At 64.0% G+C, this 12,774-nt stretch carries 12 protein-coding genes and 1 tRNA gene; 6 read left to right on the forward strand and 7 right to left on the reverse strand.

What is annotated here, in order from left to right; translation table 11 throughout:
• Positions 1–15: 15 nt before the first annotated feature.
• Together ACOOE1_RS04990 and ACOOE1_RS04995 are read right to left on the reverse strand one after the other, a co-directional pair.
• A complete protein-coding gene (locus tag ACOOE1_RS04990; RefSeq protein ID WP_420405238.1) occupies positions 16–2,679 on the reverse strand; it encodes a GNAT family N-acetyltransferase in 2,664 nt (887 codons plus the stop codon).
• A 105-nt stretch (positions 2,680–2,784) separates the two neighbouring features.
• Complete coding sequence (locus ACOOE1_RS04995; RefSeq protein ID WP_420405239.1) at positions 2,785–3,492, reverse strand: Crp/Fnr family transcriptional regulator; 708 nt, start codon at positions 3,490–3,492, stop codon at positions 2,785–2,787.
• Between the two features lie 644 nt (positions 3,493–4,136).
• Between ACOOE1_RS04995 and ACOOE1_RS05000 the strand changes: the two genes are divergently transcribed.
• The 3 genes from ACOOE1_RS05000 (at position 4,137) to ACOOE1_RS05010 (ending at position 6,571) form a co-directional block, all read left to right on the forward strand.
• Complete coding sequence (locus tag ACOOE1_RS05000; protein ID WP_420405240.1) at positions 4,137–4,343, forward strand: cold-shock protein; 207 nt, start codon at positions 4,137–4,139, stop codon at positions 4,341–4,343.
• A gap of 368 nt (positions 4,344–4,711) precedes the next feature.
• Positions 4,712–5,803 carry a BMP family ABC transporter substrate-binding protein gene (locus ACOOE1_RS05005; RefSeq protein ID WP_420405241.1) on the forward strand — a complete coding sequence of 364 codons (1,092 nt, stop codon included), beginning with the start codon at positions 4,712–4,714 and terminating at the stop codon, positions 5,801–5,803.
• 75 nt (positions 5,804–5,878) lie between these two features.
• Complete coding sequence (locus tag ACOOE1_RS05010; RefSeq protein WP_420405242.1) at positions 5,879–6,571, forward strand: RluA family pseudouridine synthase; 693 nt, start codon at positions 5,879–5,881, stop codon at positions 6,569–6,571.
• Here ACOOE1_RS05010 and ACOOE1_RS05015 read toward each other — a convergent pair.
• Both ACOOE1_RS05015 and ACOOE1_RS05020 read right to left on the reverse strand, forming a co-directional pair.
• The gene (locus ACOOE1_RS05015) at positions 6,568–7,263 is read right to left on the reverse strand and encodes an HAD family hydrolase (protein WP_420405243.1); all 696 of its coding nucleotides are present in this window, start codon (positions 7,261–7,263) and stop codon (positions 6,568–6,570) included. The two genes, ACOOE1_RS05010 and ACOOE1_RS05015, sit on opposite strands and share 4 nt — an antisense overlap.
• Positions 7,264–7,298: 35 nt before the next feature.
• Positions 7,299–8,207, reverse strand: coding sequence for a LysR substrate-binding domain-containing protein (locus tag ACOOE1_RS05020; RefSeq protein ID WP_420405244.1), 909 nt, complete (start codon positions 8,205–8,207; stop codon positions 7,299–7,301).
• Between the two features lie 131 nt (positions 8,208–8,338).
• On the opposite strand from ACOOE1_RS05020, the gene ACOOE1_RS05025 reads away from it, so the two are divergent.
• The 3 genes from ACOOE1_RS05025 to ACOOE1_RS05035 all read left to right on the forward strand — a co-directional run bounded on the left by ACOOE1_RS05025 (position 8,339) and on the right by ACOOE1_RS05035 (position 10,075).
• Positions 8,339–8,887, forward strand: a complete 549-nt coding sequence (locus tag ACOOE1_RS05025; RefSeq protein WP_420405245.1) for a carboxymuconolactone decarboxylase family protein — start codon at positions 8,339–8,341, stop codon at positions 8,885–8,887.
• 64 nt (positions 8,888–8,951) lie between these two features.
• Positions 8,952–9,575, forward strand: coding sequence for a pyridoxamine 5'-phosphate oxidase family protein (locus tag ACOOE1_RS05030; protein ID WP_420405246.1), 624 nt, complete (start codon positions 8,952–8,954; stop codon positions 9,573–9,575).
• On the forward strand, positions 9,569–10,075 hold the full coding sequence (locus ACOOE1_RS05035) for an HPP family protein (protein WP_420405247.1): 507 nt from the start codon (positions 9,569–9,571) through the stop codon (positions 10,073–10,075). Before ACOOE1_RS05030 ends, ACOOE1_RS05035 begins: the two co-directional genes overlap by 7 nt.
• 4 nt (positions 10,076–10,079) lie before the next feature.
• On the opposite strand, the gene ggt is transcribed toward ACOOE1_RS05035, so the two are convergent.
• The 3 genes from ggt to ACOOE1_RS05050 all read right to left on the reverse strand — a co-directional run bounded on the left by ggt (position 10,080) and on the right by ACOOE1_RS05050 (position 12,760).
• A complete protein-coding gene (gene ggt, locus ACOOE1_RS05040; protein ID WP_420405248.1) occupies positions 10,080–11,816 on the reverse strand; it encodes a gamma-glutamyltransferase in 1,737 nt (578 codons plus the stop codon).
• Between the two features lie 61 nt (positions 11,817–11,877).
• Positions 11,878–11,953, reverse strand: a tRNA-Glu gene (locus tag ACOOE1_RS05045).
• 51 nt (positions 11,954–12,004) lie between these two features.
• On the reverse strand, positions 12,005–12,760 hold the full coding sequence (locus ACOOE1_RS05050; RefSeq protein WP_420405249.1) for a hypothetical protein: 756 nt from the start codon (positions 12,758–12,760) through the stop codon (positions 12,005–12,007).
• Positions 12,761–12,774 lie beyond the last annotated feature (14 nt).

A 12,774-nucleotide genomic window follows, 5' to 3' on the forward strand; every position in this document is an offset into this window, starting at 1 on the left:
CCGTCGGTCCGCGCCCTACCTCGCGATATCGAGGGTGACGAGCCGGGTTCCGACATCGTCCGGCGAGGCGGTTTCGGCAAAGCCGAGATCGCGGCAGAGTGCGAGCATGCCTTTGTTCTCCGCCATCACGTAGCCCGTCATCTTCTTCAGGCCGCGCGAATGGGCATGCCGGATCAGGTCGCCCATCAGCCGCCGGCCGAGGCCCTGGCCCTGCTGGTCGGTCCGCACCAGCGCGGCGAACTCACAGGTCTCGAAATGCGGATCGGCGGTCAGCCGCGCGACACCGAGGATCTCGCCGCGGCTCTCCGCCACCAGCGCCATTTCCCGATCATAGTCGATCTGCGTCAGCCGGGCCGCGGTCTCGTGGGGCAGAGTCTTGATCGGCGCGAAGAAACGGCGGCGCAGATCGTCGAGCGAGCTCTTCTCGATCAGCTGCAGCAGAGCCGGCTCGTCCTCCGGCCGGATCGGGCGCACGGTGAGCGCGAGGCCGCTGTCGAGACTGATATGATGCTCGAGATGTTTCGGATAGGGCTCGATGGCAACCGGGACTGCATCCGCCGCCTTCTGTACCCGGACCCGCGCGTCGAGCGCCAGGATGCCGCGGTCGTTGATATAGAGCGGGTTGACGTCGAGCTCGCGAATCTCCGGGAAATCCATCGCGATCTGCGACAGCTTGACCAGCGCCGAGGTCAGTTCCTCGACCGCGGCCGGCGGACGGTTGCGGTAACCTTGCAGCAGAGACCAGACCCGCGTACGCCGCACCAGATCCTGCGCCAGCGGAATGTTCAGCGGCGGCAGCGCGACGGAACTGTCCTTCGCGACCTCGACCTCAACGCCGCCCTTGCCGAACAGGATCACCGGCCCGAAGATCTCGTCGGTCGAGATGCCGATGATCAGTTCCTCGGCATGCGGCATGGTGGCCATACGCTGCACCGCGAAGCCCTCGATCCGCGCCTCCGGATTGACGTTCCTTACCGTCCGCAGCATCTCCTCGGCCGCGTTGACCACCTGCTGACGCCCGGTCAGGTCTAGCCGCACCCCGCCGACGTCGCTCTTGTGCGTGATGTCGCGACTGAGGATTTTCAGCACCACATGGTTGCCGAGTTCGACGGCCGCGAGACCGGCTTCCTCCGGATCCTTGGCGATCACCGTCTCGACCACCGGGATGCCGTAGCAGTCCAGCAGGTCCTTCGCTTCCGGCTCGCTCAGCCACTCGCGCTCTTCCGCCAGCGCACGGTTGATGATTGCGCGCGCCCTCTCCGTCTCCGGATGATAGCCCTCCGGCATCGAAGGCGGGGTTTGCATCAGCAGGTCGCGCCGGCGCTTGTAACGCACCAGGTGCATGAAGCCGCTCACCGCCTGGTTTGGTGTGTTGTAGGACGGCACGGAGGCTTGGTAAAAAGCCTTCTTCGCCTCGATCTGAGCTCCCTCGCCGACCCAGTTGGTCAGGATCGGCACACGCGGTTTCTTCGCGATGACGGCCCGTACCTTCTCCGCCGCCATGACGCTGTCGGCAATGGCGGTCGGGCAATTCAGCACCAATACGGCGTCGACATTCGGGTCCTTCACGACTTCCTCCAGCGCCGCCTCGTAGCGCTCCGGTGGGGCATCGCCGATAATGTCGACCGGATTGCCGCGCGACCAGGTCGGCGGCAGCTTCGCGTTGAGCGCCTCGACCGTCTCCGGCGCCAGTTCCGCGAGGCGTCCGCCCTGTTCGATCAGGGTTTCCGTCGCCAGCACCCCGAGGCCGCCGCCATTGGTGAGGATCGCAAGCCGGTCGTTGGTGGCTTTCAGCCCGGTGCCGAGCGTGTTCACCGCGTCGAACAGCTCCAGCAGATCATACACCCGGAGGATACCCGCTCGCCGGAAAGCGGCGTGGTAGACCGCGTCGGAGCCGGCGAGCGCCCCGGTATGGGAAGCAGCCGCCTTCGCCGCCGCCGCGTTGCGGCCGGACTTGATCGCGATCACCGGTTTGTTGCGGGCCGCCGCACGCGCCGCGGACATGAACTTCCGCGGGCTGCTGATCGACTCGATATAGAGCAGGATCGCCTTGGTGTTCGGATCGGCGACGAGATAATCCAGCATGTCGCCGAAATCGACATCGGTCATGTTCCCGAGGGAGACAACGTGGCTAAAGCCGATATTGTGGTGCGCCGCATGGTCGACCACGGCGGAGGCGACGGCTCCGCTCTGGGTGACGAAGGCGAGGTTTCCGGCCGGTGGCTGGATATGCAGGAACGAGGCGTTGAGCCCGATCGTCGGCACCATGATGCCGACGCAGTTCGGCCCGACGACCCGGAGCGGGTACTGCGCCTTGATCCGCTTGATCTCTCCCGCGAGATCGGCGCCGGCGCCGTCACCCTCTCCGAATCCCGCGGTGACCACCACCGCCGCCCGCGTGCCGTTCGCCGCCAGTTCCTCGAGCACGGTCGGCACGGTTGGCGCCGGAGTGCATATCACCGCGAGGTCCGGCACCATCGGCAGCGAGCCAATGCTCCTGTAGCAGAGTGTGGAGCCGATCGCGTTCTCGTGCGGATTTACGGGCAGCACCGGCCCGTCGAAGGCATCACCGAGAAGGTTTCGCGAAAGCACTTTCCCGACCGACTGATCCCGGTTGCTCGCCCCGATGATCGCAACCGATTTCGGATGAAAGAGCCTGTCCAGGTTCCTGATAGACATGCAAGGACCTCGTTATGCTGCAACGCAACATGATAATCCTAGCCTTGAAATGTGTCAGTTCGAATATGTTTCACAATCAAAGTGTCGCACCGCACCATGAGAAAATCAGGAACTCTCTCGCCCCGCCCGGGCATCATCGACCATCCGCTTCAACTCTCCGAGGTCCTTGACGATATAGGCTCCACGCGTCCGCTCGAGCAGGTCGCTGCGCTCGAGCGCCTTCAGCTCCCGAGTGACCGCCTCACGGTGCGTGCTGATCCGGGCCGCGATCTCCGCATGGGTCGGCGGCGGCGAGATGCGCCCGGTCCCGTCGACAATGCGGCCGGCCCGAGCCAGGCGCAGAAGCTCGGCATGGATCCGATTCCTGACACCGAGCGTGCTGAACTCGACGACCCTCTCCACCAGGTTCCTGAGCGAGCCGACCATGCGCCGCATCACCGTCTGCGACAGTTCGGGGAACTCCATCAGCAGATCGCGGAATGCTTCCGCCGGCAGAACTGCCACTACGGTCCGGCTCAACGCGACGATGCTGGCCGAGCGGCGGCCTCCGTCGATCGCGGAAAATTCCCCGAAATGATGCCCGGTTTTCAGATCCTGAATGATCACGGTCTTGCCGGTCTCCGAGAACACGGTAACGCGGACATCGCCCCAGATGATGAAATAGACGTCCGTCGACTCGTCATCGAGATTGATTATGACCTGATCCGCCTCGAAATTGCGCCAGCGGCACCGTTTGTCGAGATCTGCGATTTTTTCTGGCGGAAGGTCCTGCAGCAAAGTGCTCGTCGCAAGACTGCGATTGATCGTCGACACCGGAATCCCCCCGCTCAACTACACCGGGCCATGCACCAAGAATCGCCCGCGCAGGGCCAACCGGGTTGGCCTCAATGGGTATCTTGCAAGAGGAGCACGGACATCACAACCGGATAGCGAAATCGGGTCTCGAACACCGCAACAGGGAAACGCGTCCCGGAAAAATCCCTTACGTGCGGAATCCCACAGCGATTGCGGGAAAAGATCCTTATCTAATTGAGATCAGGAGGAGGGCTTCGGATAGATCGTCGAGACAACGTTTCCCCGCGTTGGCGATCACCGGGCTTCCGATCCGGTATGAATTACATACCCCTGAGAGTCAGAATAAGGCCGCGCCTTCAGCGTTCGATCAGGGCATTCCCCGCCACCCTCGTCGTTCCGGCGCGGCCCTTTTTTTGGCGGCTTCCGCCAGTCAGACGGCCATGTCGACGCGTGCGTCGAACGCGCGGCGCCAGATTTTTTTTAATCACACCTTCACTTGCCCCCTCCCCGCGACGCCCCTATCTCATCAAGAGCCGATGGACGGCTTTAAACATGGAGTACTACCGCGGGGCTGCGCAGGGCGTTTCTCCTAAAGCGTGTCTACAGCTGTTTTTTGGTAATTGCTTTCAGTAAAGTGCGGTGAGTGAGGAGAGGTGTCCTAAATGCCGATAGGTACAGTGAAGTTTTTCAAGACGGACAAGGGTTACGGATTCATCACGCCGGAAGACGGCACGCGTGACGTGTTCGTGCATGTGTCAGCGGTTCAGAATTCGGGTCTTGCCACCATTTCCGAAGGTCAGAGATTGAACTTCGAAGTGCAGGAAGACGCTCGGGGCCCCAAAGCGATCAATCTTTCGATCGCCGACTAACCGTTTCCGACTAGACCGGGCCCCCGGCCCGGCCGATTCGCCCGCGCTCCCGCAGGCGCACTGTCAGAGTCCACGGCTCAGCCAGCCCGGGCTGCAGCGAGGTGTTTTGCTCGCTCGCCCAAGAACACTTCCAGTGCCGATTTCCCATTCTCGTCATTTTGCGGCCCCAAGAACGCTAACCCGCTTCACAGATCGGGCCTGAATTGTCATATTTGCCCGCTGTCCGAACGGCATGCCGTCGCGGACCGCACAGCGGCGGTGCGACGGCAATCCGCGGTCGTTTCGGGAGGTACACCCCCGCGGGCGCATCAAGACCGGCCATGAACCGGCGCTGCTCGCAAGAGGCTTCACCAATTCAGGAGAACTCAATGATAAGAAACATCATGCGCGCCCTTCTCGGCGGAGCCGGTATGGCGGCGGTGCTGGCTGCAGGTGTAGCGACCCCGGTTGCAAAGGCGGAGGATCTCAAGGTCGGCTTCGTCTATGTCGGTCCGGTCGGCGACCATGGCTGGACTTACCGGCACGATATCGGCCGTCAGGCGATCGAGAAGCAACTCGGAGGCAAGGTATCGACGAGCTTCGTCGAAAGCGTCCAGGAAGGTCCGGACGCAGAGCGCGTCATCCGTCAGCTCGCGAATGACGGCCATGGCCTGATCTTCACCACCTCCTTCGGCTTCATGAACCCGACCGTGAAGGTGGCGAAGAAATTCCCCGACGTGAAGTTCGAGCACGCCACCGGCTACAAGCGCGACAAGAACGTCTCGACCTATGCCGCGCGCTTCTATGAGGGCCGCTACGTTGCCGGCCTGATCGCCGGCAAGATGACCAAGTCCGGCGTGATCGGCTATGTCGGCTCCTTCCCGATCCCGGAAGTGGTGCGCGGCATCAACGCCTTCACCATCGCGCTGCGTTCCGTCAATCCGACCGCAGAAGTGAAAGTCGTCTGGGTCAACTCCTGGTACGACCCGGCCAAGGAGGGCGATGCCGCCAAGGCCCTGATCGACCAGGGTGCGGACATCATCCTGCAACACACCGACTCCCCCGCGCCGCTTCAGGTCGCCGAGGCACGCGGCGTCCACGGCTTCGGCCAGGCCTCCGACATGGCCAAGTTCGCTCCGAAAGCGCAGCTGTCAGCCATCATCGACAACTGGGACAGCTACTATGTCGACCGCGCCAAGGCGGTGCTCGACGGCACCTGGAAGTCCGAGGATACCTGGGGCGGCCTCAAGTCCGGCATGGTCGAGATGGCGCCGTTCAACGCCGTCATCCCGGCCGATGTGCAGAAACTCGCCAATGACGCGATCGCCGGTCTCAAGGATGGCTCGCTCTACGCCTTTACCGGCCCGATCAAGGATCAGAGCGGCGCGGTGAAGGTTGCGGCCGGCGAGAAGCTGGACGACGGTGCCCTGCTCGGCATGGACTGGTATGTCGAGGGCGTTCAGGGCTCGCTGCCGAAGTAATCCCGCTCCATTGCGGACAGACGCGGCCCCGCCCGATCCCGGTGCGGGGCCGTTTCACTTGAGAGAGATCGCGAGATGACGCCAGAGGAAATCCAGGGCCGGGTCCTGCACCGCGACGGCCTGATCCTGGTGGTCGACAAACCCGCCGGCCTGCCGGTCCATGCCGGTCCCGGCGGCGGCGACAATCTCGAGGCACACTTCAAGCACATCCAGTACGGCCTCAGGCACGTCCCCGCGCTCGGACACCGGCTCGACCGCGACACCAGCGGCTGCCTGGTCCTCGGCCGTCATCCCAAGGCTTTGAAGAAACTCGGAAAGCTGTTCCGGGAAGGCCTCGTCGAGAAGACCTACTGGGCGATCACCCGCGGAATCCCGGAGCCGCCGGAGGGCCGCATTGACCTCGCCCTGCGCAAAGTGTCCTCGAAGGGCAAAGGCTGGCGCATGCTCGTCGATCCCGAAGGGCAACCGAGCGTGACCGATTACAGGCTGCTCGCCGAGGCGGACGGGACCAGCCTGATCGAATGCCATCCCCGCACCGGCCGCACGCATCAGATCCGCGTCCATCTCGCCGCGATCGGCTGTCCGATTGTCGGCGACGCCCATTACGGGGAACGGCGTACCGGCGAACAATTGCAGCTGCACTCCCGCAGCCTGACTCTGCCGATGCAGCAGAGCAAGCCGCCGGTCCATGTGGAGGCGCCCCCGCCCGCGCATATGGTTCCCTATCTGGAAAGGCTCAAGGTCGACGCGGCGAATGGAGTCGCCTAGAGGATCTCCTTCAGCAGACCGGGGACCTCGCCGAGATGCGCCACCTGCCTGAACCGGTCCGTCCCGGCCGGCTCGTCCGCATGTTCCAGATCCCACGAAAGCTCGTGCGGAACGTAGACGCCCCAGCTTCCGGCCTCGATCGCCGGGACCACATCCGATTTCAGCGAATTGCCGATCATCATCGCGCGCTCGGGCCCGTCGCCATAATCGGCGAAAACGCGTTCGTAGGTCGCTCTGGTCTTGTCGCTCACGATCTCGATGCCGTCGAACAGCTCCCCGAGCCCGGAGGCCGCGAGCTTCCGCTCCTGGTCGAACAGATCGCCCTTGGTGATCAGGATCAGCCTGTAGGCCGGCGCCAGCAGTTCCAGCGTCTCGCGCACATGCGGCAGGGTCTCGACCGGATGGGCGTGCATCTCACGGCCTGCGGCTAGGATTTTCTCGATGACATGCGCCGGAACGCGTTCCTCCGTCACCTCGATCGCAGTCTCGACCATGGAGAGGGTGAATCCCTTGATCCCGAAGCCGTAGATCCTGAGGTTGCGCCGCTCCGCCGCGAGCAGACGCTCCGAGAGATGATCCGGATCGGCGAAACCGGCGAGCAGTTCGGTGAAGCGTTCCTGGGTCAGCTTGAAGAAGCGCTCGTTCTCCCAGAGCGTATCGTCCGCGTCGAAGCCGAGAGTCGTCAGTGTCATGAGGTCCGTCCGTCATTCCGGGATGCGCAGACCGCTCACCCCTGCATGCGCAGGATCTCATTCTGGCGCAGTTCCTCAACCATGAAATCGACAAAGGCGCGCACCTTGGCCGATGCGATCCGCCCTTCCGGATGCACGATGTGGACCGGCACCGGAGGCGGGCGGTAGGCGTCGAGCACGGTCCGCAGCGAACCCTGCGCGACGCCGGGGGCAACCTGGTAGGAGAGCAGACGGGAGATCCCCCACCCCCGCCGCATGAGTTCCAGAATCGCATCGTTGGTGTTGAGAGAGAGCCTGGAGGGAGCCTCGATCAGCAGATTCCTGCCGTCATCGCGAAAACTCCAGGCGACCTTGCGGCCGAAGGCAAGCGGATTGATCAGGTGGTGCGCGTGCAGGTCGCTCGGATGCGCGGGCGTCCCGTGCGCCTCGAAATAGGACGGCGCCCCGGCGACCACGCGGCAGACGCCGCCGACACGAATTGCGGAAAGCGAGGAATCCGGCAACTCGCCGATCCGGACCGCGACGTCCAATCCCTCCTCGATCACATTCACCACCCGGTCGACAAAGAGCGTTTCGGCGGTGACATCGTCATGCGCCTGAAGAAACGCACCGAGCGCCGGCGCGACGACATAGCATCCGAACAACGCCGGCGCCGTGATCCTCAGATGCCCGCGCGGAACCTGTCGGGCACCCCGCGCCTGATCCTCCGCCTCCTCCAGGGCGGAAAGCACCGAACGCCCGTCTTCCAGCAGTCTCCGGCCGCTTTCCGTCAGACGGACCGTCCGGGTGGTGCGCACGAGCAGCCTTGACTGCAGCCTGTCCTCAAGCGCCGAGACAGCACGCGTGACGGCCGGAGGCGACATCGCCAGAGCGCGCGCCGCAGCGGCGAACCCGCCTTCCTCGGCGACTTTTACAAAGACCTGCAACTCGCGGAACCGATCCATTTTTGTTCCATTTACCGGAATGGTTTCTTCCAAATTACACACATTCATCCGGTCAATGAAAGCATCCATCTATCCGGTGCCGGGCAACGACACCCCCTCCCCTCACCCCGCCCGGACAGAAAGGACCAATCATGGCTCGCATCGCCAAAGTCACCGCGGATACCGCCAATGCAGAACAGAGCGCTCTGCTCGACGCCATCAAGGGCAAGCTCGGCATGGTGCCGAACTTTCTCGCCGTTCTGGCGCAGTCGCCCGTCGCCCTGAACGCCTTCCTCGGCCTGCACGCCGTCGCCGGTGCCGGCGTGCTGGACGCCCAGACTCGGGAGCGGATCGCCATTGCCCTCGCCGACGAAAACGCCTGCCAGTACTGCCTCTCCGCGCATACCGCGATCGGACGCAAGACGGGTCTCACCGATGCCGACATGGCGGCGAACCGCGACGGCGGTTCGACCGACGACCGGGCCGCTGCAGCTGTCCGCTTCGCCCTCGCGCTCAACAACAACAGGGGCGCGCTGACGGCATCCGAGTTCAATGCTGTGCGCGATGCCGGATACTCCGACGCCGAGATCGTCGAGATCGTGGTGCATGTCGGCATGAACCTGCTGACCAACATTCTCGCCAAATCGACCGAGATCGACATCGACTTCCCGAAGGTCGCGCTGACCGCCCGCGCCGCCTGAGGTCAGGCGGGAGCGGGCAGCCCCCAGCCCGCTCCCACTGCCTATTCAGCCCATGGAGACGGATATGTCCGGCAACTTTGCACAGATCGGTTTTACACCCTCGGTTCTGAAGGCCCAGGAGCGCTACGGCAGCCGCGCCGCCTACAGCCGTCTCGACGGCCCTGCGACGGAACCGGCAACGCTCAGTGCCGCCGAAGCCGGCTTCATCGAAGCGCGAGACGGCTTCTACCAGGCCACCGTTTCGGAAACGGGCTGGCCCTACGCCCAGTTCAGGGGCGGTCCGGTGGGGTTTCTCAAAGTGCTCGACGAGCGGACCATCGGCTACGCCGATTTCCGCGGAAACCGCCAGTATCTCAGCGTCGGCAACATCGCCGGCAATGACCGGGTCGCGCTGATCCTGATGGATTACGCCGCACGGCGGCGCCTGAAGATCTGGGCTCGCGCCCGCATCGTGCATCGAGAGGAGGATCCGGAGCTTGTCGCGGCTCTCGAGCTCCCCGACTACCGGGCCCGGGTGGAGCGCGCCGTAGTGCTCGCCGTCGACGCGTTCGACTGGAACTGCCCGCAGCATATCGAGCCGCGTTTCACCGAGGCCGAGATCAAGGCGCGCGTGCAACCGCTGGAGGAAAGGATCTGCTATTTGGAACTGATGCTCTCCGGACGGACGGACGGACTTTGCGAATGCTGAAGCTGGTTCGAAAAATGGCGGGAACCGGGCAAAACCCCAATCCCGCCAAGGCTACCGTCGCATTCCTTTGCGGAGCCGGCGCCACACTTGCGATCCTCGTCGTCTCCGGTTTCTCGGAACTGTTCGGCGCCGAACTGATGATGGCCCCCTTCGGCGCCTCCTGTTTCCTCGCCTTCGCGCTCCCGGAGAGCCCCCTCGCGCAACCCCGCAACATTGTCTTCGGGCATCTTGTAGCAACCGGCGTCGGCCTCGCCGTTCTCGCGATCCTAGGTCCCGGCTGGCCGGCGATGGCGCTCGCCGTCGGGCTTGCCGTCGCGGCGATGCAGTGGACCGGAACCGGGCACGCACCGGCCGGGGCGGATCCGATCGTAGTTTTCCTGCTGCAACCGGGCTTCGGCTTCCTGCTGACGCCGGTGCTGGTCGGGGCGGTCCTGATCGTCGTCGTTGCGCTGCTCTTCAACAATCTGCAACCCGCCAGACGCTATCCACTCTACTGGTGACGGCTCATTCCCCGCGCACCGCGCCTTCGCGCCGGGGGTCGGCGCCGCCGAGCAGCAGTCCCTCGCCTATCCTGATGGCATGCAAGCCGGAGTTTAGCGAGGAAATCTTGATCTCGTGGCCCTTGAGTTCAAGGGCTTCCTGCCAGGCGGCGACGGCTGTGTCCTCCTCGAGTTCCGTCACACCGTTGCGATTGCTGACATGCCCCATATCGATCGCGTCCTGAGGGGTCATTCCCCAGTCGATGATCCCGATCAGCGCCCAGGCGACATAGGGGATGATCCGGCTGCCGCCGGGAGAGCCGATCAGTATTACGGGCTTTCCATCCTTCAGCACGATGGTCGGTGCCATCGAACTGCGGGGGCGTTTCCCGCCTTCGACCCGGTTCGCGACGGGCTGTCCGTTTTTCTCGGGCAGGAAAGAAAAATCCGTCAGCTCATTGTTCAGCAGAAAGCCGCCCGCCATCAAACGGCTGCCGAAGCCGGTCTCGATCGTCGTGGTCATGGAGACCGCGTTGCCGTCTGCGTCCACGATCACGAAATGGCTGGTCCCGGCCCGTTCCGGCTGCAAATCCGGCGCGAGGTTGCCGCGCCTCGCGAAAGGCGGGTTCCCCGCCTCGGCTTTCTCCATCGCCACGCGGCCGCTGATCAGGGCCGCGCGGGCTCTCAGATAGTGCGGATCGAGCAAGCCGCGCGTCGGCATCTCCACGAAGTCGCTGTCCGCCATGTAATGGGCACGGTCCGCGAAGGCGAGCCTCGAGGCCTCGGCGAAGAGATGCGCCGCCTCAGGACCGAAACCGGCCGCTTTCAGATCGAAATGGGCGAGCACGCCAAGGATCTGCCCGACCGTCAGCGCGCCCGAACTCGGCGGCCCCATGCCGCAGACCTCGTACGCCCGGTACTCCATGCAGACAGGCTCCCGCTCTTTGGCGCGATAGCCGGAGAGATCGGCCGCGGTCATCGGATTCGGATTGTCTGGCGTCGTCGCCAAGGCGGCCAGAATCTGTTCGGCGATTGCTCCCCTATAGAACGCCGCCGCCCCACCCTCGGCGACCGCCTCGAGGCTGCGCGCGAAGTCCGGATTCTTGAGAACGCTCCCCGGCGCCTTGGGCAAACCGCCAGGATCATAGAAATAGACGCGGGTCGAGTCATGATCCGGCAACCCCCGGTCCGCGGCAGCCTCGATCGCGCCGGCGAGCCGCGGCGAAATCTCGAACCCCGCTCGCGCCTTGGCGATGGCTGGCAGGAACAGATCCCTCCATGGAAGGCGCCCATGCGCCTTGTGCGCCATCTCCAGCAGCGCGACGGTTCCGGGCACCCCGACGGACCCGGCACCATTCAGGGCATCCCAGAATCTCTTTCTGCTGCCGTCGGGTTTGAGGAAATAGTCCGGCCCTGCCGCCGCCGGAGCGGTCTCCCGACCGTCATAGGTGGTGAGCTTGCCGTTCTTCGCATCCCAATAGACCAGGAAGGCCCCGCCGCCGATACCCGAGGATTGCGGTTCGACCAGATTGAGCATGAGTTGCACGGCGATTGCCGCATCGATCGCCGTGCCGCCCTTTTTCAGGATGTCGTACCCGGCGTCGGCCGCATGAGGATTCGCGGCCGCGACCATGAAACGCTCCGCCGTACCTCCGGATTGCTCCGTCAGGCCGCTCGGGCCCTCCGGCTGGATGTCGGCCGCGTATGCGACGGAACCTGTCGCCATCGTGGCGATCAGCATCAATCCCGCACGCCTCAGCATGGAACCTCCTCTGTGAGTGGCTCGCTAAAGGTGGTGTCCCGGACCGTGCCGATAAAGTGCCTGGTGACCCCTACGGGACTCGAACCCGTGTTTCAGCCGTGAGAGGGCCGCGTCCTAGACCGCTAGACGAAGGGGCCAATCGGCCGGAGTGTGTCACGGGTTTCCGCCCGGAGCAAGCGGAGCAGGCGTCACGCCAGAATCTGCTGCCAGTGCTTCCGGATCACAGCAGGATCATAATGTCGTCGGACATGCTTCTGACCTGATTCGACCTTTTTTCCGTAGAGCTCCGGACGCTCCAGGATATCCGTCACGGCCGACCGAAAGTCACTTGTGAGCACGCACCAGTCGGACAGCTTCTCGTAGCTCTCGATCTCTCCGGCAACGGCGATGCGGCCGCCGGCAAGAGCGGTCACCAGACGGTTTTCACTCTTCAGGTCGCTCCAGCGCCCGGCGCGTCTCGGAATAAGCACGATATCGGACCGCTCCATTTCCTGATCCAAGATCCCCGGCTCCCATTGCTTGAACGCCACCGAGAAGCCGGCTGAGGCCGACGCCAGGACCGGCTCGTAGGCCCGCCTGAGGCCGCCAACCAGTATCAGCTCAAGCTTGTACGCGGAGGTGAGCGGCATCAGGGACTCGACCAGGCCTCCAAGCGAATCGGCGTTGCTGTCCGAGCCGAACCAGAGAAGACGGACCCTGTTCCCGACGGGAGCGACGCGCGGCTCGCCATAAGCGCAATCCGGAGGCTCCTTGATCACTTCCGTCCGCACGCCAAGACGGCAGCGCAACTTCCGCGCAAGGCCGTCGGAACTCGTGGTGCAGAACTCGGCTTCGCCCGCGGCGTCGATGATCGGACTCAGCTCGGGATAGTCCCAGGGATCGTCACAGATGTCGAAAAGGACCCGCTTTCCCTTGCCTCGACAATGGTCAAGGAGTTCCGGCATCGGAACCACCAGCT

The sequence above is a fragment of the Nisaea sp. genome (genome assembly GCF_965216895.1).
In the GTDB taxonomy this organism is placed as follows: Bacteria; Pseudomonadota; Alphaproteobacteria; order Thalassobaculales; family Thalassobaculaceae; genus Nisaea.

Excerpts from the sequence above, each read along its gene's own strand:
- ACOOE1_RS04990 (WP_420405238.1), bottom strand. The coding sequence starts at position 2,679 with ATGTCTATCAGGAACCTGGACAGGCTCTTTCATCCGAAATCGGTTGCG.
- ACOOE1_RS05000 (WP_420405240.1), top strand. The coding sequence starts at position 4,137 with ATGCCGATAGGTACAGTGAAGTTTTTCAAGACGGACAAGGGTTACGGA.
- ACOOE1_RS05005 (WP_420405241.1), top strand. The coding sequence starts at position 4,712 with ATGATAAGAAACATCATGCGCGCCCTTCTCGGCGGAGCCGGTATGGCG.
- ACOOE1_RS05010 (WP_420405242.1), top strand. The coding sequence starts at position 5,879 with ATGACGCCAGAGGAAATCCAGGGCCGGGTCCTGCACCGCGACGGCCTG.
- ACOOE1_RS05015 (WP_420405243.1), bottom strand. The coding sequence starts at position 7,263 with ATGACACTGACGACTCTCGGCTTCGACGCGGACGATACGCTCTGGGAG.
- ACOOE1_RS05020 (WP_420405244.1), bottom strand. The coding sequence starts at position 8,207 with ATGGATCGGTTCCGCGAGTTGCAGGTCTTTGTAAAAGTCGCCGAGGAA.
- ACOOE1_RS05025 (WP_420405245.1), top strand. The coding sequence starts at position 8,339 with ATGGCTCGCATCGCCAAAGTCACCGCGGATACCGCCAATGCAGAACAG.
- ACOOE1_RS05030 (WP_420405246.1), top strand. The coding sequence starts at position 8,952 with ATGTCCGGCAACTTTGCACAGATCGGTTTTACACCCTCGGTTCTGAAG.
- ACOOE1_RS05035 (WP_420405247.1), top strand. The coding sequence starts at position 9,569 with ATGCTGAAGCTGGTTCGAAAAATGGCGGGAACCGGGCAAAACCCCAAT.
- ggt (WP_420405248.1), bottom strand. The coding sequence starts at position 11,816 with ATGCTGAGGCGTGCGGGATTGATGCTGATCGCCACGATGGCGACAGGT.
- ACOOE1_RS05050 (WP_420405249.1), bottom strand. The coding sequence starts at position 12,760 with ATGCCGGAACTCCTTGACCATTGTCGAGGCAAGGGAAAGCGGGTCCTT.